The sequence below is a fragment of the Streptomyces sp. NPDC087420 genome, assembly GCF_044744165.1.
GTDB lineage: Bacteria > Actinomycetota > Actinomycetes > Streptomycetales > Streptomycetaceae > Streptomyces.
In genome coordinates, this window is the sequence record NZ_JBIUXU010000017.1 from 159,410 (window position 1) to 177,011 (window position 17,602).

Genomic DNA, 17,602 nt, shown 5'->3' on the forward strand with positions numbered 1-17,602 from the left:
CGCCGTACCCTCGACGCATGAGTGAAGCAGCGGCCCGCGAGCCCGGCCGGCAGATCCAGACCCTTGACGCGCTCACCCCCGGGCAGGCCGAGGACGTCCTCGCCCTGCTCGCGGCGGCGGCGGCCTCGGACGCCGTGCAGGCCGTCTCCGAGCAGGGCAGGCTCCAGTTGCGCGGGGGACACCGCGAGGGCGTACGGCACTTCCTGCTCACCGTCGGCGACGAACTGGTCGGGTACGCGCAGCTGGAGGACACCGATCCGATCGAGGCGCCGGCCGCCGAGCTGGTCGTCCACCCCGAGCGCCGGGGCCGGGGGCACGGCCGCGCGCTGGGGACGGCGCTGCTGGCCGCGTCGGGCAAGCGGCTGCGGGTGTGGGCGCACGGCGGCAAGTCGGCCGCCCGGCACCTGGCCCAGGTGCTCGGCCTGTCCCTCTTCCGTGAACTGCGCCAGCTGCGGCGCCCGTTGAAGCCGCTGGACATCCCGGAGGCGGCTTTTCCCGCCGGGGTGAGCGTCCGTACGTTCGTGCCGGGGCAGGACGACTCCGCCTGGCTCGCGGTGAATTCGGCCGCTTTCGCCCACCACCCCGAGCAGGGCGGGCTGACGCAGCGGGACCTGGACGACCGGAAGGCCGAGCCGTGGTTCGACCCGGAGGGCTTCTTCCTGGCCGAGCGGGACGGCGAACTGGTCGGCTTCCACTGGACGAAGGTGCACGAAGAGGAGCGGCTCGGTGAGGTGTACGTCGTCGGCATCAGGCCCGACGCGCAGGGCGGCGGTCTCGGCAAGGCGCTGACCGCGACCGGCCTGCGGCACCTCGCGGCGGCGGGGCTGCCGACGGCGATGCTGTACGTGGACGCGGACAACACGGCGGCGGTGACGGTGTACGAGCGGCTGGGCTTCGCCACGCACGAGGTGGACCTGATGTACCGCACGGAGTCCTGACCGTACGCGGCCCTGGACAGGCCTTGAGGGGACGGTGTTTGACACCGTCCCCTCTTCTGCGGGAGGCTTTCACTACTTCCTTAGTGAAAGGGTGTTGCGCGGTGATCGAGTACCGCATCGACCGGAGGAGCGGTGTGGCCACGTACCTCCAGATCGTCCAGCAGACCAAACAGGCCCTGCGCCTGGGCCTGTTGGAACCGGGCGACAAACTGCCCACCGCCCGCGAGGTGGTGGAGGCCACCGCCGTCAATCCGAACACCGTGCTCAAGGCCTACCGCGAGCTGGAACGCGAGGGGCTGGCCGAAGGGCGGCGCGGCCTCGGCACCTTCGTCCGGGGCACCCTCGGCCGCGGCTCGGCCGACAGCGCCCTGCGGGCGGAGCTGGCCGTGTGGGTGGACCGGGCCCGCGGTGAGGGCCTGGACAGGGAGGACGTGACCGCGCTGGTCACCGCCGTGCTGGACAAGACCTTCCCGGCCGAGAGCGCCGCACAGGACAGCACCCGTACCCAACAGAACGCACCAGAGAAAACCCAGGGGGACGACGCATGACAGTGACAGCGCTGGAGGTCACGGACCTCGGCAAGGCGTACGGACGCTTCGGGAGGCGCGGCAAGCGGCACTGGGCGCTGCGGGGCTGTTCCTTCCGGCTCCCCGCCGGCCGCGTCTGCGCCCTCGTCGGCCCCAACGGCGCCGGCAAGTCCACGCTCCTCGCGGCGGCGGCCGGACTGCTCGCCCCCACCGAGGGCGGGCTCCGCGTCCTCGGCACCGATCCCGCGACCGCCCGCCCGCGCCTCGCGTACGTCGCCCAGGACAAGCCCCTCTACCCGCAGCTGACCATCGGCCAGACCCTGCGCCTGGGCCGGGAGCTCAACCCGGAGCGCTGGGACCAGGAAGCGGCCGAGCGGATCGTCGGGGGCGGCGGCCTGGACCACGGCCTGCGCGTCCGTACCCTCTCCGGCGGCCAGCGCACCCGGGTCGCCCTCGCGCTCGCCCTGGGCAAACGCCCCGACCTGCTCCTCCTGGACGAGCCGATGGCCGACCTCGACCCGCTCGCCCGCCACCAGCTGATGGGCGCGCTGCTGGGCAGCGCGGCGACCCACGGCACGACCGTGCTGATCTCCTCCCACATCCTCACGGAACTGGAGGACGCCTGCGACTACCTGCTGCTGGTCGACGGGGGCCGGATCCGGCTGGGCGGCGAGATCGAGGACATCCTGAACGCGCACACCACGGTCACGGGCCCCGCCCGGGACCTGGCCCCGCACACCGTGGTCGAGTCCCGCACGACAGGACGCGGCCTCACCGCCCTGATCAGGCCGGACGGCCCCGTGGACGCCGCGTGGGACACCCACGTCCCGTCCCTGGAGGAGCTGCTCCTCGCCCACCTGCGCTCCCCGGAAGCCCCGGCGCTGCTGACCCCGAGCGCGGAAGCGCCCATCCGTACGGAGGTGGCGGCGTGAGTACGCTCGCACCGCGCGGCCCCCTGTGGGTCGCGGCCCGACTGCACCGCAGCACCCTGTGGACGGGCGCGGGACTCCTGGTCCTGGCCGTCGCCTGGCTGCTCTACCAGCGGCTCCACTCGGTGAGCGTCATCGACGGCTTCCCGGCCACCGGCTGCTCGATCAGGATGACCACCCCCGCGTGCCACGACGCGATCCGCTCGTACTCCAACGCGCAGATGACGTTCCAGGCCTGGCTCAGCCACCTGGGGCTGTTCCTGCTCGTCCTGCCCGGCGTCGTCGGCGGGTTCGTCGCGGGCCCGGTGATCGCCCGGGAGCTGGAGTCGGGCACGTACAAACTGGCCTGGAGCCAGTCCGTCACCCCCACCCGGTGGTTCGCCTCGAAGCTGGCCGTACCGCTGGTGTGCACGGTGGCCGGCGTCTCGCTCCTCCTGGGTCTCTACCGCTGGGCGTGGACGACCGGTCCTGACGACGCCCACTACGCGGACTTCTGGTACGGCGCGTACCGGAACATCGGTCTCGGCCCCGCCGCCCTCGGATACGCCCTCCTGGGCATCGCGCTCGGCGCCCTGCTCGGACTGCTGATACGGCGGACCGTCATCGCGATGTCCGCCACCGCGCTCGCCGTCGGCGCGGTCGTCCTGGCCCTCCACGTCCAGCTGCGCCCGTACCTGTGGCCGGCCCTCACCGACACCACCCCGATCGGCCGGGCAGGCAGCGCCTGGGTGGTGCAGCAGGGCGTCATCACGGCGGGCGGCCAACGGATCACCTGGGAGGACTGCCTGGGCTACGGCCGGCGGGTCTCCCCCTGCGAGAAGCTCCCGGAAGGCGCGGTCTATTACATCGACTACCACCCCGCCTCCCACCTCTGGCCCCTCCAGCTGGTAGAAACCGGAATCGTCCTCGCCCTGGCGGCGGCAGCCGCCCTCGTCGCCTTCCGCGTCCTGCGCCGCCTCCACGCCTGACCGGCCGCCTGACCACACCCGCCCCAGGAGCACCGGAGAACACCGGAAAACACTCCCCGGGGAGCGATCGCCGCCCCCGGGGAGCCCTGTCCCGCTTCCCTGCACGTCATGTCGCCGTTACCGCCCATTCAGACGTGCTTGCGACGCTCTCCCAATGCAGCCCGCTGTACCCCCCACGCCGAACGGCAGGTTCCGCCTCGCCCCCGCGCTCTCCGACGCGCCTGTCACCCCTTCCGCGCGGAAGAATGGGGACATGAGCGAGCAGCCCGAGGTCCCGGTCCAGCACCACCAGCCGTCGGTCGGCTTCCTAGCCGCCCACCGGCCCCACACCGTCGCCGCCAACGTGTCCGATCTGGAGCCCGATCTCGACGCGGATCTCGACGCGTACGAGGAAGACAGCGACCACGACGGCGCGGAACTCCCCCAGGGGCGGTTCCTCGACCGTGAGCGCAGCTGGCTGGCCTTCAACGAACGGGTCCTGGAGCTCGCCGAGGATCCGGCGACCCCGCTCCTCGAACGGGCTAATTTCCTCGCCATTTTCGCGTCGAACCTGGACGAGTTCTTCATGGTCAGGGTCGCCGGGCTGAAACGGCGCATCGCCACCGGCGTCGCCACCCGCTCCGCGTCCGGCCTCCAGCCGCGCGAAGTGCTCGACCTGATCTGGACCCGCTCCCGCGAGCTGATGGCCCGGCACGCCGCCTGCTACCAGCAGGACATAGCCCCGGCCCTCGCCGACGAGGGAATCCACATCATCCGCTGGCCCGAGCTGACCGAGAAGGAGCAGGCGCGCCTCTTCACGCTCTTCCGCCAGCAGATCTTCCCGGTCCTCACCCCGCTCGCCGTGGACCCGGCCCACCCCTTCCCGTACATCTCAGGACTGTCGCTGAACCTGGCCGTGGTCGTACGGAACCCGGTCAGCGGCCACCGCCACTTCGCCCGGGTCAAGGTGCCGCCGCTGCTGGCCCGCTTCCTGGAGGCCTCGCCCTCGCGGTACGTCCCGCTGGAAGACGTGATCGCCGCCCACCTGGAGGAGCTGTTCCCCGGGATGGAGGTGCTGGCGCACCACATGTTCCGGGTCACCCGCAACGAGGACCTGGAGGTCGAGGAGGACGACGCCGAGAACCTCCTCAAGGCGCTGGAGAAGGAGCTGATGCGGCGCCGCTTCGGCCCGCCGGTGCGCCTGGAGGTCGAGGAGTCCATCGACCCGTACGTCATGGACCTGCTCGTCCGTGAGCTGAAGGTGCAGGACTCCGAGGTCTACCCGCTGCCCGGGCCGCTGGACCTCACCGCGCTCTTCGGGATCTCGGCGCTGGACCGGCCCGAGCTGAAGTTTCCCAAGTTCATCGCGGGCACGCACCGCGATCTCGCCGAGGTGGAGTCCGCGTCCGCGCCGGACATCTTCGCCGCCCTGCGCGAGCGCGACGTCCTGCTGCACCACCCGTACGACTCGTTCTCGACGTCCGTCCAGGCCTTCCTGGAGCAGGCCGCGGCCGACCCCGACGTCCTCGCCATCAAGCAGACGCTCTACCGGACCTCCGGCGACTCCCCGATAGTCGACGCCCTGATCGACGCGGCCGAATCGGGCAAGCAGGTCCTCGTCCTCGTCGAGATCAAGGCCCGCTTCGACGAGCAGGCCAATATCAAGTGGGCGCGCAAGCTCGAAGAGGCCGGCTGCCACGTCGTGTACGGCCTGGTCGGGCTGAAGACGCACTGCAAGCTCTCCCTGGTGGTACGGCAGGAGGGCGAGACCCTGCGCCGCTACAGCCACGTCGGCACGGGCAACTACCACCCGAAGACGGCCCGGCTGTACGAGGACCTCGGCCTGCTCACGGCCGACCCGCAGGTCGGGGCGGACCTCTCCGACCTCTTCAACCGGCTGTCCGGCTACTCCCGCAGGGAGACCTACCGGCGGCTGCTGGTCGCCCCGAAGTCCCTGCGCGACGGGCTGGTCACCCGGATCAACAAGGAGGCCGCGCACCACCGCGCGGGCCGCCCCGCCTACGTCCGTATCAAGGTCAACTCGCTGGTCGACGAAGCGATCATCGACGCCTGCTACCGGGCGTCCCAGGCCGGGGTCCCGGTCGACGTCTGGGTGCGGGGCATCTGTGCCATCCGCCCCGGGGTCCCCGGGCTCTCCGAGAACATCCGGGTCCGCTCGATCCTGGGCCGGTTCCTGGAGCACTCCCGCGTCTTCGCCTTCGGCAACGGGGGCGAGCCCGAGGTCTGGCTCGGCAGCGCGGACATGATGCACCGCAACCTCGACCGCCGTATCGAAGCGCTGGTACGGGTCACCGACCCGGCCCACCGCGCGTCCATCACCCGGCTGCTGGAGACCGGGATGTCCGACACCACCTCCTCCTGGCACCTGGGCGCGGACGGGAACTGGACCCGGCACGCCACGGACGCCGAGGGCCAGCCGTTGCGGCACGTACAGGAAATGCTCATAGACGCCCGGAGGCGCCGGCGTGCAGCACCATGAAGTCGACACCGTGCCCGGCACGGCCCTGAGCCCCGGACGGGGCACGGACCGGGCCGCGGACCGGCTGACGGCGGGCGAGATCCTGGCCGGGTACCTCCACACCCGGGCGGGTGATTTCCTGCGCAGTCTGCGGCTCTACAGCGAGAGCGGCTCGGACACCGCCGCCGCCGAACAGGCCGCGGCGGCGCTGCGCGGCTCCGCCCGGCGGATCGGCGGCAGCCTGCACACGTTCCGGCCGCTGCTCGACCCGGCCTGGGCCGATCAGCTGCGGACGGAGCTGGGCTGGCTGTCCGGCACCCTCGCCCAGGAACACGCGTGCACGGCCCGGTTGCACCGGCTCCTCACCGCGCTGGGGCGGCTCTCGGGCGCGTCCACCGTGCCCGCCGCACGGACCGCGGACCCCGGTCCGGCGGCCCGCGCGGCCGGACCGCTCACCGTCGGGGCGTCCCGCGCGGGCGCCCTGCTGGAGCGCCAGCTGACGCTCGCGCGGACCCGCTCCCACTCGGCGGCGCTCCAGGCGCTCGGCTCCTCGCGCTTCCACGCGGTGGCCGACGCCGTGGCCGTACTGGCGTCCGAGGCGCCGCTGGCGCCGCTCGCCGCCGCCCCGGCCGTCGAGGTGCTCGCGGGGCCCGGCGAGGTCACCGAGCGGCAGCTGCTGGACGCGGTGTCCGCGCTGCCGCTGGCGCGCGCGGCCCACCCGTACAACGCGGAGGCGCTGGTGCACGGGCTGGCGACGGCGTCCGAGGGCGAGGCGCAGGACGCGCCCTGGCACCAGGTGCGCCAGCTGCTGCGGCTGCACCGGTACGCCCAGGAGGTGTGGTGCGCGGCCGGCGCCCCCGACCCGGTGCTGGCGGCGGCCGGCCGGACCCTGGACCGGCACCGCGACGCGGCGGAGGCGGCGGCCGCCGCGGCGAACGCGGCGCGCACGCCCCGTATCGCCCCCGCGACGGCGTACGCCCTCGGCGTCCTGCACGCCGACCAGCGCCACGAGGTCGAGGCCTCGCGCTTCGCTTTCCAACAGGTGTGGCAAGGAGCGGGGGCGGCGGTATGAACAGCGACGGCGACCGGCACGACCTCATCCGCGCGGCGGGCTGTGTGCTGTGGCGCCGGGCCTCGTACGGCGACGGCGGTACGGAGATCTGCCTGGTCCACCGCCCCAAGTACGACGACTGGTCCCACCCCAAGGGCAAGCTCAAGCACGCCGAGGAGCCCCTGGCGGCGGCCCGGCGCGAGGTCCTGGAGGAGACGGGCCACCACTGCGCCCCGGGGGAGCGGCTGGGCACGGTCAGCTACCTGGTGAACGGGCGCCCCAAGCGGGTCGACTACTGGGCGGCCGAGGCCACCGGGGGCGCTTTCGCGCCGAACGACGAGGTCGACCGCATCCTCTGGCTCAGCCCCGCGGCGGCCCGTGGCCGGCTGACCCAGCCACGGGACCGGCTGCTGGTCGACGCGCTGCTGAACGCGTTCATCTGAGGGGCGCGCGGGGGCGCGTACGGAACGGCCGTCCCAGCCGTCTCCCGAGGGTACGAGGGGCACACCGTCACGCCCGGTGAAGCCACCCGCACCAGGCCGCCCGCCATGGTTCACCTTCCGTTCACCCTCCCCCGTCGGCGGCTTCACCTGATCTGCCTACTTTCGGCCTTACACGGTGACCGGCCCAGGGCCGCACCACCCATCACCCCGACGCACGCCGCCGTCACACAACCATCGGGCCGGCGGCTCTTGGAAGGAATCACCCGAAGTGAAGCTTTTGCGCAAGAACGGGCTGCGCGCCACCGCGCTCGGTGCCCTCGCCGTCTCCGGCGCCCTGGTTCTCACGGCGTGCGGATCGGACGACAACAGCGACGGCTCCGCCACTCCGACGGCGAAGACCACCGCCGCGTCGAACGCCGTCTGCGGCGACGCCAAGGGCCAGCTGCTCGCCTCCGGTTCGAGCGCGCAGAAGAACGCCGTGGACCTCTGGGTCAAGGGCTTCATGGCCGCCTGCCCCGACATCCAGGTCAACTACAAGTCCTCCTCCTCCGGTGAGGGCATCGTCGCCTTCAACCAGGGCACCGTCGGCTTCGCCGGTTCGGACTCGCCGCTGAAGCCCGAAGAGGTCACCGACTCCAAGAAGATCTGCACCGGCGGCCAGGGCATCGCCCTGCCGATGGTCGGCGGCCCGATCGCCATCGGCTTCCACCTGGAGGGTGTGGACAGCCTCGTCCTCGACGCCCCCACGCTGGCCAAGATCTTCGACACGAAGATCAAGAACTGGGACGACGCGGCCATCAAGGCGCTCAACCCGGGCGTGAAGCTCCCGAACAAGGCGATCCAGCCGTTCCACCGCTCCGAGGACTCCGGCACCACGCAGAACCTCGGCAAGTACCTGGCCGCCACGGCCAGCTCGGACTGGAAGTACGAGCCCGAGAAGAAGTGGCCGGCCCCCGGTGGCCAGGCCGCGTCCGGCTCCGCGGGTGTCGCCACCCAGGTCAAGCAGGTCGACGGCTCGATCGGTTACTTCGAGCTCTCGTACGCCACCTCGCAGTCCATCTCCACGGTGAAGATCGACACGGGCGCCAGCGCCCCCGTCGAGGCCACCTCGGAGAACGCGTCGAAGGCCATCGCCGCCGCCAAGGTCGCCGGCACCGGCAAGGACCTGGCGCTCGACCTCGACTACGCCACCAAGGCCGACGGTGCCTACCCGATCGTCCTGGTCACGTACGAGATCGCCTGCGACACGGGCAACAAGGCCGCCACGCTCCCCGCGGTCAAGGCCTTCCTGACCTACACGGCGGGCGACGAGGGCCAGAAGCTGCTCTCGGGCGCCGGCTACGCGCCGATCCCGGCCGAGATCAACGCCAAGGTCCGCGAGACGGTCGCCTCCCTCTCGTAGTCCTCGCTCCACAGGTGGCGGTGGCCGGCCCGGCGCACCCCTCCGGGCCGGCCACCTGCCCACCCCTCCCCATCCGGTGCACCGCCGCCAGGGGAGCCGCGCCCGCGACTCCCCCACACAGACCGGAAAGACATGGCTTCCACCACACCGATAGACACGCCACCGCCCGCCCCGCGGGTCCACCGCCCGTCGGGCACCTCCACCGGTCGCGCGGGCGACAAGATCTTCTCGGGCCTCTCGAAGGGCTCGGGCATTCTGCTGCTCGTCGTCATGGCGGCGATCGCGGGATTCCTCACGTACCGCGCCGTCATCGCCATCTCGAAGGACGAGGGCAACTTCCTCACCACCTTCGACTGGAACCCCTCGGCGAACCCGCCGGTCTTCGGTATCGCCGTCCTGCTCGTCGGTACGATCGTCAGCTCGATCATCGCGATGGCCATCGCCGTCCCGATCGCCGTCGGCATCGCGCTGTTCATCTCGCACTACGCGCCGCGCCGGCTGGCCGCGCCCCTCGCCTACGTCGTGGACCTGCTCGCCGCGGTCCCCTCGATCGTCTACGGCATCTGGGGCGCCCTCTTCCTCGTGCCGTACCTCGACGGGCTGAACCTCTGGCTCGACCACTACTTCGCCTGGACCTACCTCTTCGACCAGACGCAGCCCGGTGTCGCCAGGAACATGCTCACCGTCGGCATCCTGCTGGCGATCATGATCCTGCCGATCGTGACCAGCGTCAGCCGGGAGGTCTTCCTCCAGGTCCCGAAAATGAACGAGGAGGCCGCCCTCGCCCTGGGCGCCACCCGCTGGGAGGTCATCCGGCTGTCGGTCCTGCCCTTCGGACGCTCCGGTGTGATCTCCGCGTCGATGCTGGGACTCGGCCGCGCGCTCGGCGAGACCATCGCCGTCGCCACGGTGCTCTCCCCGAGCTACCTCATCTCGCTGCACGTGCTCGACCCGGGCGGTGGCACCTTCGCCCAGAACATCGTCGCCAAGTTCGACGAGGCCAACGAGCTGGGGCGTGACGCCCTGATCGCCTCCGGCCTGGTCCTGTTCATCCTCACCCTGCTGGTCAACGGCGCGGCCCGCCTGATCATCGCCCGCCGCAAGGAGTACTCGGGGGCCAACGCATGAGCCACGCAGCCGTACAGGAAAAGCCGGCCCCCGTGCCGCCGCAGAAGGGCCGGGGCAGCCTCACCGGCCGCTCGCTCCCCCGCTGGGCACCGGCCGGCTTCGCCGCCGCCGGGATCCTCATCGGTGTCGGCATCGGCGCCGCCGCGGGCCTCGACAGCAAGGTCCAGTGGGGCCTGATCGCCGTCGTGGCCTTCCTGGTCATCTCGTACACCGTCACCACGTCGGTCGAGAACAAGCGCCAGGCCAAGGACCGCCTCGCCACCAGCGTGGTGTGGGTGTGCTTCATCCTCGCCATCATCCCGCTGTTCTCGCTGCTCTGGATCACGGTCAGCCGCGGTGTGAAGGTGCTCAACGGGTACTTCCTGACCCACTCCATGGCCGGGGTCCCCAGCTTCGAGAAGGGTGGCGGTGTCTACCACGCCATCATCGGCACGCTGGAACAGGTCGGGATCGCCACGGTCATCGCCGTACCGCTCGGCCTGCTGACCGCCGTCTACCTGGTGGAGTACGGCAAGGGCGCGCTGGCCAAGGCGGTGACGTTCTTCGTGGACGTCATGACGGGCATCCCGTCCATCGTCGCCGGTCTGTTCATCCTGTCGATCATGCTGATCGCCGGCCTCCAGCCCGCCGGCTACCTGGGCTCGCTCGCCCTGACGATCCTGATGCTCCCCGTCGTGGTCCGTTCCACGGAGGAGATGCTCAAGCTCGTCCCGAACGAGCTGCGCGAGGCCGCGCTGGCGCTCGGCGTACCGAAGTGGCGCGTGATCCTCAAGATCGTGCTGCCGACCGCGATCGGCGGGATCACCACCGGTGTGATGCTGGCCATCGCCCGTATCGCCGGTGAGACCGCCCCGATCATCCTGCTCGTCTTCGGCAACCAGCTGATCAACTCGAACCCGTTCGAGGGTGCTCAGTCGTCGCTGCCCTTCTACATCTACGAGCAGTACAAGGTCGGCAGCGACGCGTCGTACGACCGTGCCTGGGCGGCGGCGCTGGTGCTGATCGCCTTTGTCATGATCCTCAACCTGGTGGCTCGCGGGATCGCCCGCTGGAAGGCACCGAAGACCGGCCGATGAGGCCCGCCATCCGGCTCCGCCGCGCGGGGCCTCGGCTCGGAAAGAAGCAGTGATCCACATGGCCAAGCGAATCGACGTCAGCGGGCTCTCCGCCTACTACGGCTCCCACCGGGCGATCGACGACATCTCCATGACCGTCGAGCCCCGCTCCGTGACGGCCTTCATCGGCCCGTCCGGCTGCGGCAAGTCCACCTTCCTGCGCACCCTGAACCGCATGCACGAGGTCACCCCCGGCGGCCGCGTCGAGGGCAAGGTGCTGCTGGACGACGAGAACCTGTACGCGTCGAACGTCGACCCGGTCGCCGTGCGCCGTACGGTCGGCATGGTCTTCCAGCGCCCCAACCCCTTCCCGACGATGTCGATCTTCGACAACGTCGCGGCCGGCCTGCGGCTCAACAGCAGGTACGGGAAGAAGGAGCTGGCGGACGTCGTCGAGAAGTCCCTCAAGGGCGCGAACCTCTGGAACGAGGTCAAGGACCGCCTGAACAAGCCCGGTTCCGGCCTCTCCGGCGGCCAGCAGCAGCGTCTGTGCATCGCCCGCGCGATCGCGGTCGAGCCGGAGGTCCTGCTGATGGACGAGCCGTGCTCGGCCCTCGACCCGATCTCGACGCTCGCGATCGAGGACCTGATCGGGGAGTTGAAGGAGCGCTTCACGATCGTGATCGTGACGCACAACATGCAGCAGGCGGCGCGCGTCTCGGACCGTACGGCGTTCTTCAACCTCGCGGCCGTGGGTCAGCCCGGCAAGCTCATCGAGATAGACGAGACCGAGCGGATCTTCTCCAACCCGTCCGTGCAGGCCACCGAGGACTACATCTCGGGCCGCTTCGGATAAGGCGTCCTGCGGTGCTGCATGGCGGTGCCACCGCAAGACGAAGGGCCCGCCCCCTGTCCAAGGGGGCGGGCCCATTCACGTTCCGGAAGGCGTCAGCCGAACGCCAGGTTCACGATCCAGAAGCTCACCGCGGCCACCAGCCCCGCCGCCGGCATCGTGATGAACCACCCCAGGATGATGTTCTTCGCGACACCCCACCGCACCGCGTTGACCCGCTTCGTCGCGCCGACGCCCATGATCGCCGACGTGATCACGTGTGTCGTGGAGATCGGGGCGTGAAACAGGAACGCCGAGCCGAACATGATCGACGCGCCGGTCGTCTCCGCCGCGAATCCCTGCGGCGGGTCCAGCTCGATGATCTTGCGGCCCAGCGTTCGCATGATGCGCCAGCCACCCGCGTACGTACCGAGGGACAGCATCAGCGCGCAGACAATCTTGACCCACACCGGGATCGGGTCCCCGGGGCCCTCCACATCGGCGATGACCAGGGCCATCACCACGATGCCCATCGTCTTCTGCGCGTCCTGGAGCCCGTGCCCGAGCGCCATCGCGGCCGCAGAGACGGTCTGGGCTATCCGGAAACCGCGTTTGGCCTTGTGCGGGTTCGACTTGCGGAACATCCACATGATCGCGACCATCACCAGATAGCCGACCACCAGCCCGACAACCGGCGACACGAACATCGGGATGACGATCTTCTCCAGCACCCCGGACCAGATCACCTCCGTACCGCCCGCGAGCGCGGCGCCCACCAGGCCGCCGAAGAGCGCGTGGGACGAGGAGGACGGCAGGCCGAAGTACCAGGTGACCAGGTTCCACACGATCGCGCCGACCAGCGCGGCGAAGAGGATGCCCATCCCCCGGTCGCCGTGCGGCGTGGCGATCAGGCCCTCGCTGACGGTCTTGGCGATGCCCTGCCCGAGGAACGCGCCGGCGAGGTTCATCACGGCGGCCATGGCAAGAGCCGCGCGGGGCGTCAGGGCCCGGGTGGACACCGAGGTCGCGATGGCGTTCGCGGAGTCGTGAAAACCGTTCGTGTACGTGAATCCGAGCGCGACACCGATGGTCATGATCAGGGCGAAGGTGTCCACGTGGGTCAGGACTCCTTGACCGTGATGGTCTCCACGGTGTTCGCGACGTGCTCGAACGCGTCGGCGGCCTCTTCAAGCACGTCGACGATCTGCTTGAGCTTGAGCACCTCCATCGCGTCGTACTTGCCGTTGAAGAGGTGGGCCAGCAGTTTGCGGTGGATCTGGTCGGCCTGGTTCTCCAGGCGGTTGACCTCGATCCAGTACTCGGTGAGGTTGTTCATCGTCCGTAGGTGCGGCATCGCCTCGGCGGTCAGCTCGGCGGCCCGGTTGAGGACCTCGATCTGCTGCTCGACACCCTTGGGCAGTTCCTCGATGTTGTAGAGGACGACGAGGTCGACCGCCTCCTCCATGAAGTCCATGATGTCGTCGAGCTGGGACGCGAGGTTGTAGATGTCCTCGCGGTCGAAGGGCGTGATGAAGGAGGAGTTCAGCTGGTGGAAGATCGCGTGGGTGGCGTCGTCTCCCGCGTGCTCCGCCGCCCTCATGCGCTCCGCGATCTCGGCTCTGGCGGAGGAATCCGCCCCGAGGAGTTCCATCAGGAGCTTGGAGCCCGTGACGATGTTGTCCGCGGACGCGGCGAACATGTCGTAGAAGCTCGTCTCCCTGGGGGTCAGACGAAAGCGCACCTGGGATCCTCGGGTTACATGGAATTCGGTCAGGGTGATGCTAGGCGCAACATCCGGCCACGGCTAACCGGCAATCCGTCCCAGTGTCGCCCATGAGGCATGACGCTCGGCACAGGGCCCTGCCCCAAGGCTCACGGAGGGGTACCATATACCCACGTGGGGTATATAACCCCGTATCGGACATCACACCGATCTCACATCGGACAACCCACCGGACGACCCTCCGGACATCCCTACGGCCGGACATCCCCACAGCCGGACATTCCTACAGGAGGACGCGATGACGACCACCGAGGCGGCCGGCGCCGCGACAAGCGCAGCGCCCTCCGAGCCCACCTCCACCACGGCCGGTGCGCCCGTCACCGACCACGACCGGGGGATCCACGGGTACCACCACCAGAAGGCCGAGCACCTCAAGCGGCTGCGCAGGATCGAGGGCCAGATCCGCGGCCTCCAGCGCCTGGTCGACGAGGACGTCTACTGCATCGACATACTGACCCAGGTCTCGGCCTCCACCAAGGCCCTCCAGTCCTTCGCGCTCCAGCTGCTGGAGGAGCACCTGCGGCACTGCGTGGCGGACGCGGCGGTCAAGGGCGGGGACGAGGTCGACGCGAAGGTGGCGGAGGCGACGAAGGCGATCGCCCGGCTGCTCCGTACCTGACACCGGTCCGCATTGGGTCGGGCACCTCAGTCGCGGCGGCACCCCGACCGGCCCTCCGGCTGCCGGGGCACGGCCGGGTGGGCGCGCGCCACTTTCAGCACTTCATCGATACGGTCGGAGCTGAGCCGCTCCCCGTCCGCGGCGGACGCCGCGATCATCAGCTCTCCGCACAACTCGATCTCGGCGAGGGCCACGTGGTCCTGGACGGTCGTCGTACGCAACGAAGCCACGTGCTGTCACCTCTTCCCGCGGGCGCCGACTTCCAGGGTCGTGTTCCCTCCAGCGTAAGGACCGGGACCCGCCCCGCGCATGGCACGTCCGGACCATTTCCGCCCTGGTCTTCCCCCGACGTGTCTTGATCCTCCGGGACTATGTCCCGATCTTTCCCGCGAAGATGTCGGCGGGCGGGGGCAGCTGTACGGACACCTCGGAGCCGAAGGCGTACAGCAGCGTCGTCGAGGCGACGTCGACCGTCCGGCCCTGGTTGAGGTAGCTGAACCGGTGCCTGACCTTGCGCAACCGCCCCTCGTCGTCCAGATAGGCGTCGAACGGGACGACGTCCTTGGCGAACCCTTTCGCCGCGGCGGTCAGGGCGCCGCGCGCGTACGGCGACGCCACCTTCGCGGCCTCGCCGATGTCGGTGACCCCCCGGTAGTGCCACACACGAGTCCCGGCCAGATCCTGCGAGCCGACAAAGGTCACATTCCGGGCCGCGCGCAGCAGTTCGGCGGCGGTCAGCGGATCCGTCGCCCCGCCGGTGACCAGATTCCCGTCCTCCAGCGTCGTCGCGTCGACCCTGACCCACTTGTCGGCGGGCACGCCCGCGCCCCGGTTCTTCATGTAGAGGGCTGCGGGGGCGACCAGTTCGGTGATGGGACGGTGCTCGCTCGCGCCCGCCGGGTCCTTCGGCAGGACCACCCTGAGCCGCCCGATCCGCCCGTCGTAGTTGTAGCCGCCCTCGCCCCTGATGGTCACCCGGGTCCCGCCGGCCGCCATCTCCATGGACGTACGGGCCTTGGAACTCCCCGACGCGAGCAGGACGTCGGCGGCCTCCCGCACCACCCGGGGCCCGCCGGCGGGCCGGTCGTCGGCCGCGGCTCCCACCTCACCGGAACACCCGGTCGCGGCGACGACACCCGCCACGGCGCCCGCCATGGTCACGGCGGCGAACGCCGCTCCCCTGCGTGCCTGCTGCTGCGCCACCATCGCCCGCCAACCCCCAACGCCTTACCGCCGCTTGTCCGAAGCCCGTTCCCACCCGCATAACGACGCGCTGCGTTGCCCGTCACGCCAGTACGGTGGAGGGGTGTGCGAGCAAGACCCTTCTGGTCCCCCCACCACCTCCCCCCACGCCACCTCGACCGTGGAACGCGGCTCGTTCTGCCTGGCCCGCTGCACCTGCGGCTGGTCGGGCCCGGCACGGCGCTCACGCGACCGGGCCAGGACGGACGCGCAGTCCCACCAGCCGGCGGACTGACCTCACCCGGCATCACTTGACCGACCCGATCACTTGACCGACCCGGTCTCCTGATCGACCCGGTCTCCTGATCGACCCGACCTCCTGATTGACCTGACCTCTTGGGGGAAAACGCACCCGAGTCGCGGAACCCGGTGGCCTCTACAACCGTCCCGTTCAGCGGGACGCCTTCCACGCGATCCCGGGGTCACCCTCAGGAGGACGTCAGATGGAACGGCGCACACTGCTCACGGCCGCGGCCGCCCTGGCCACCGCGGGTGTCACGGCCGCCTGTTCCGGCGGCGGTACGTCACCGGCGGGCGCCGGAGGCCCCGGTACGAACGGAAGCGGGTCACCGGGCGGGTCAGGGCCGGCCGGTGCCAAAACCACCACCAGCAAGCCCGCCCCCGGCGCGCCCAGCTGGAGCGCGCTCGCGAAGGGGCTCGACGGAGATCTCGTACGGCCCGGCGACGCGTCCTACGCGACCGCGCGCCAGCTCTACAACACCCGCTTCGACAGCCTGAAGCCCGCGGCCGTCGCCTATGTGGCCGGCGAGGACGACATCAAGGAGTGCCTCGCCTTCGCCCGTACCCATCACACCCCCGTCTCCATCCGCAGCGGAGGCCACTCCTACGCGGGCTGGTCCAGCGGCAACGGCCGGCTGGTCATCGACATCTCGAAGCTCGACTCGCTCCAGCACGCCGCCTCGGACGGCGTGATCGGCGCCGGTGCCCGGCTGGCGGACGTCTACCGGACCCTCGCCGCCCGGGGCCGTACAATCCCCGCCGGATCCTGCCCGACCGTCGGCGTCTCCGGTCTGACCCTCGGCGGCGGACACGGCGTCGCGGCCCGCGCGTACGGCCTGACCTGCGACAGCCTCACGTCCGCCACGATCATCACGGCGGCCGGCAAGCGGCTCACCGCCGACGCCGAGCAGAACAAGGACCTCTTCTGGGCGCTGCGCGGCGCCGGGAACGGCAACTTCGGAGTGGTCACCGAACTGCGCTTCCGTACGCATCCGGCACCCGCGACCGTCGCCGCCTTCGTGAGCTGGCCGTGGTCGAAGGCCGAGACCCTGCTCGACGCCTGGCAGAAGTGGGGCCCCGACCAGCCCGACGAGATCTGGTCCGCCCTCCACCTCGCCGCGGGCCCCGGCGGCGGCAACCCGACCATCTCGCTGTCCGCGTTCTCCCTGGGCACCGAGTCGGATCTCAAGAACGCCCTCGACCGGCTGGCCGACGGCCCGGGCGGCCCCGGCCCCGCCAGCTCGTTCTCGACCCGGCGCCGGGGGTACGAGGAGGCGATGCTCGTGTACGCGGGCTGCTCGGGCTACACCGAGGCGCAGTGCCACCTGCCGGGCACCACGCCGGGGCGCGACAAGAACGGCGCGCTCCAGCGGGAGACGTACGCGGCCGCCTCCGACTTCTACGACCGCGCGCTCTCGCCGGCCGGGCTGCGGGCCCTGGTCTCCGCCACGGAAGCCTTCACCAAGATCTCGGTCGCCCAGGGCGGAGGCGGCGGTTCCATAGCGCTGACCGCGCTCGGCGGGGCGATCAACCGGGTGAGCCCGCTCTCGACGGCGTTTGTGCACCGGCGCTCGCGGGTGCTGGCGCAGTACATCGGGGCCTGGCAGCCGGGGACCGCCGGCACGGCCCAGCAGGCGTGGCTGAAAAACACCCATGCGTCGATGCGGCGGTACGCGTCGGGCGCGGCGTACCAGAACTACATCGACCCGACGCTGACGGACTGGCGGAAGGCCTACTACGGCCAGGCGGCGGACAAGCTGGCGCGGCTGAAGGGGACGTACGACCCGGGACGGCTGTTCGACTTCCCGCAGGCGCTGTAGCCGGGCCCCTGCCCGACCGCCTTCGCGGCGGGCAGGCCTACGTTCCGTCATGGACACCTCCTAGGACAGGCTCTAGTGTCCTGAGTCGGTAATTCGTCGGCAGTACGAGGCGAGGGATTCGAGGATCTGGTCGGCGGTCTTGGTCCAGATGAACGGCTTGGGGTCTT

General features: G+C 70.6%; 18 protein-coding genes. 14 read left to right on the plus strand and 4 right to left on the minus strand.

Translation table 11 applies throughout. The annotated features are described in order from the left end of the window. Window positions 1-17: 17 nt before the first annotated feature. From mshD to pstB, 11 genes are all read left to right on the plus strand, one after another. Entirely contained in the window at window positions 18-938 is a 921-nt protein-coding gene (mshD, locus tag ACIO1C_RS31760; RefSeq protein WP_401870050.1) for a mycothiol synthase, read from the plus strand. A 101-nt stretch (window positions 939-1,039) separates the two neighbouring features. Continuing rightward, a complete protein-coding gene (locus ACIO1C_RS31765) occupies window positions 1,040-1,486 on the plus strand; it encodes a GntR family transcriptional regulator (protein ID WP_401870052.1) in 447 nt (148 codons plus the stop codon). After that, window positions 1,483-2,397, plus strand: coding sequence for an ABC transporter ATP-binding protein (locus ACIO1C_RS31770; RefSeq protein WP_401870055.1), 915 nt, complete (start codon window positions 1,483-1,485; stop codon window positions 2,395-2,397). The genes ACIO1C_RS31765 and ACIO1C_RS31770 overlap by 4 nt, the downstream gene beginning before the upstream one ends. Then, on the plus strand, window positions 2,394-3,362 hold the full coding sequence (locus ACIO1C_RS31775) for an ABC transporter permease (protein ID WP_401870057.1): 969 nt from the start codon (window positions 2,394-2,396) through the stop codon (window positions 3,360-3,362). The genes ACIO1C_RS31770 and ACIO1C_RS31775 overlap by 4 nt, the downstream gene beginning before the upstream one ends. 253 nt (window positions 3,363-3,615) lie before the next feature. Continuing rightward, window positions 3,616-5,841: an RNA degradosome polyphosphate kinase gene (locus ACIO1C_RS31780; RefSeq protein ID WP_401870059.1), complete on the plus strand. Its 2,226-nt coding sequence runs from the start codon at window positions 3,616-3,618 to the stop codon at window positions 5,839-5,841. Window positions 5,842-5,866: 25 nt separating this feature from the next. Next, window positions 5,867-6,892, plus strand: a complete 1,026-nt coding sequence (locus ACIO1C_RS31785; protein WP_401870114.1) for a CHAD domain-containing protein — start codon at window positions 5,867-5,869, stop codon at window positions 6,890-6,892. Next, entirely contained in the window at window positions 6,889-7,314 is a 426-nt protein-coding gene (locus ACIO1C_RS31790) for an NUDIX hydrolase (protein WP_401870061.1), read from the plus strand. Before ACIO1C_RS31785 ends, ACIO1C_RS31790 begins: the two co-directional genes overlap by 4 nt. Before the next feature lie 268 nt (window positions 7,315-7,582). Further along, complete coding sequence (gene pstS, locus ACIO1C_RS31795) at window positions 7,583-8,716, plus strand: phosphate ABC transporter substrate-binding protein PstS (RefSeq protein WP_401870064.1); 1,134 nt, start codon at window positions 7,583-7,585, stop codon at window positions 8,714-8,716. Between the two features lie 132 nt (window positions 8,717-8,848). Continuing rightward, window positions 8,849-9,844 carry a phosphate ABC transporter permease subunit PstC gene (pstC, locus tag ACIO1C_RS31800; protein WP_401870067.1) on the plus strand — a complete coding sequence of 332 codons (996 nt, stop codon included), beginning with the start codon at window positions 8,849-8,851 and terminating at the stop codon, window positions 9,842-9,844. Next, window positions 9,841-10,920, plus strand: coding sequence for a phosphate ABC transporter permease PstA (gene pstA, locus ACIO1C_RS31805; protein ID WP_401870069.1), 1,080 nt, complete (start codon window positions 9,841-9,843; stop codon window positions 10,918-10,920). The genes pstC and pstA overlap by 4 nt, the downstream gene beginning before the upstream one ends. A gap of 58 nt (window positions 10,921-10,978) precedes the next feature. Beyond that, the gene (gene pstB, locus ACIO1C_RS31810) at window positions 10,979-11,755 is read left to right on the plus strand and encodes a phosphate ABC transporter ATP-binding protein PstB (RefSeq protein ID WP_161309202.1); all 777 of its coding nucleotides are present in this window, start codon (window positions 10,979-10,981) and stop codon (window positions 11,753-11,755) included. A 92-nt stretch (window positions 11,756-11,847) separates the two neighbouring features. Here the strand turns inward: pstB and ACIO1C_RS31815 are convergent, their stop codons facing one another. Then, a complete protein-coding gene (locus ACIO1C_RS31815; RefSeq protein WP_161309203.1) occupies window positions 11,848-12,846 on the minus strand; it encodes an inorganic phosphate transporter in 999 nt (332 codons plus the stop codon). 5 nt (window positions 12,847-12,851) lie between these two features. Then, entirely contained in the window at window positions 12,852-13,472 is a 621-nt protein-coding gene (locus tag ACIO1C_RS31820) for a DUF47 family protein (RefSeq protein WP_327235855.1), read from the minus strand. A gap of 280 nt (window positions 13,473-13,752) precedes the next feature. Between ACIO1C_RS31820 and ACIO1C_RS31825 the strand changes: the two genes are divergently transcribed. Then, complete coding sequence (locus tag ACIO1C_RS31825) at window positions 13,753-14,133, plus strand: metal-sensitive transcriptional regulator (RefSeq protein WP_401870073.1); 381 nt, start codon at window positions 13,753-13,755, stop codon at window positions 14,131-14,133. A gap of 26 nt (window positions 14,134-14,159) precedes the next feature. On the opposite strand, the gene ACIO1C_RS31830 is transcribed toward ACIO1C_RS31825, so the two are convergent. Further along, window positions 14,160-14,363 (minus strand): hypothetical protein, encoded by a 204-nt coding sequence (locus tag ACIO1C_RS31830; protein WP_401870076.1) that lies wholly within the window; start codon window positions 14,361-14,363, stop codon window positions 14,160-14,162. A 139-nt stretch (window positions 14,364-14,502) separates the two neighbouring features. Next, window positions 14,503-15,339, minus strand: coding sequence for a hypothetical protein (locus ACIO1C_RS31835; protein ID WP_401870078.1), 837 nt, complete (start codon window positions 15,337-15,339; stop codon window positions 14,503-14,505). 100 nt (window positions 15,340-15,439) lie between these two features. Here ACIO1C_RS31835 and ACIO1C_RS31840 point away from each other — a divergent pair, with 100 nt between their 5' ends. Beyond that, window positions 15,440-15,610: a hypothetical protein gene (locus ACIO1C_RS31840; protein ID WP_401870080.1), complete on the plus strand. Its 171-nt coding sequence runs from the start codon at window positions 15,440-15,442 to the stop codon at window positions 15,608-15,610. A 208-nt stretch (window positions 15,611-15,818) separates the two neighbouring features. Then, entirely contained in the window at window positions 15,819-17,435 is a 1,617-nt protein-coding gene (locus ACIO1C_RS31845) for an FAD-binding protein (protein ID WP_401870082.1), read from the plus strand. Window positions 17,436-17,602 lie beyond the last annotated feature (167 nt).

Coding starts and splice junctions, on each gene's coding strand:
- mshD (WP_401870050.1), top strand. CDS start 18: ATGAGTGAAGCAGCGGCCCGCGAGCCCGGCCGGCAGATCCAGACCCTT.
- ACIO1C_RS31770 (WP_401870055.1), top strand. CDS start 1,483: ATGACAGTGACAGCGCTGGAGGTCACGGACCTCGGCAAGGCGTACGGA.
- ACIO1C_RS31780 (WP_401870059.1), top strand. CDS start 3,616: ATGAGCGAGCAGCCCGAGGTCCCGGTCCAGCACCACCAGCCGTCGGTC.
- ACIO1C_RS31790 (WP_401870061.1), top strand. CDS start 6,889: ATGAACAGCGACGGCGACCGGCACGACCTCATCCGCGCGGCGGGCTGT.
- pstC (WP_401870067.1), top strand. CDS start 8,849: ATGGCTTCCACCACACCGATAGACACGCCACCGCCCGCCCCGCGGGTC.
- pstA (WP_401870069.1), top strand. CDS start 9,841: ATGAGCCACGCAGCCGTACAGGAAAAGCCGGCCCCCGTGCCGCCGCAG.
- pstB (WP_161309202.1), top strand. CDS start 10,979: ATGGCCAAGCGAATCGACGTCAGCGGGCTCTCCGCCTACTACGGCTCC.
- ACIO1C_RS31825 (WP_401870073.1), top strand. CDS start 13,753: ATGACGACCACCGAGGCGGCCGGCGCCGCGACAAGCGCAGCGCCCTCC.
- ACIO1C_RS31835 (WP_401870078.1), bottom strand. CDS start 15,339: ATGGTGGCGCAGCAGCAGGCACGCAGGGGAGCGGCGTTCGCCGCCGTG.
- ACIO1C_RS31845 (WP_401870082.1), top strand. CDS start 15,819: ATGGAACGGCGCACACTGCTCACGGCCGCGGCCGCCCTGGCCACCGCG.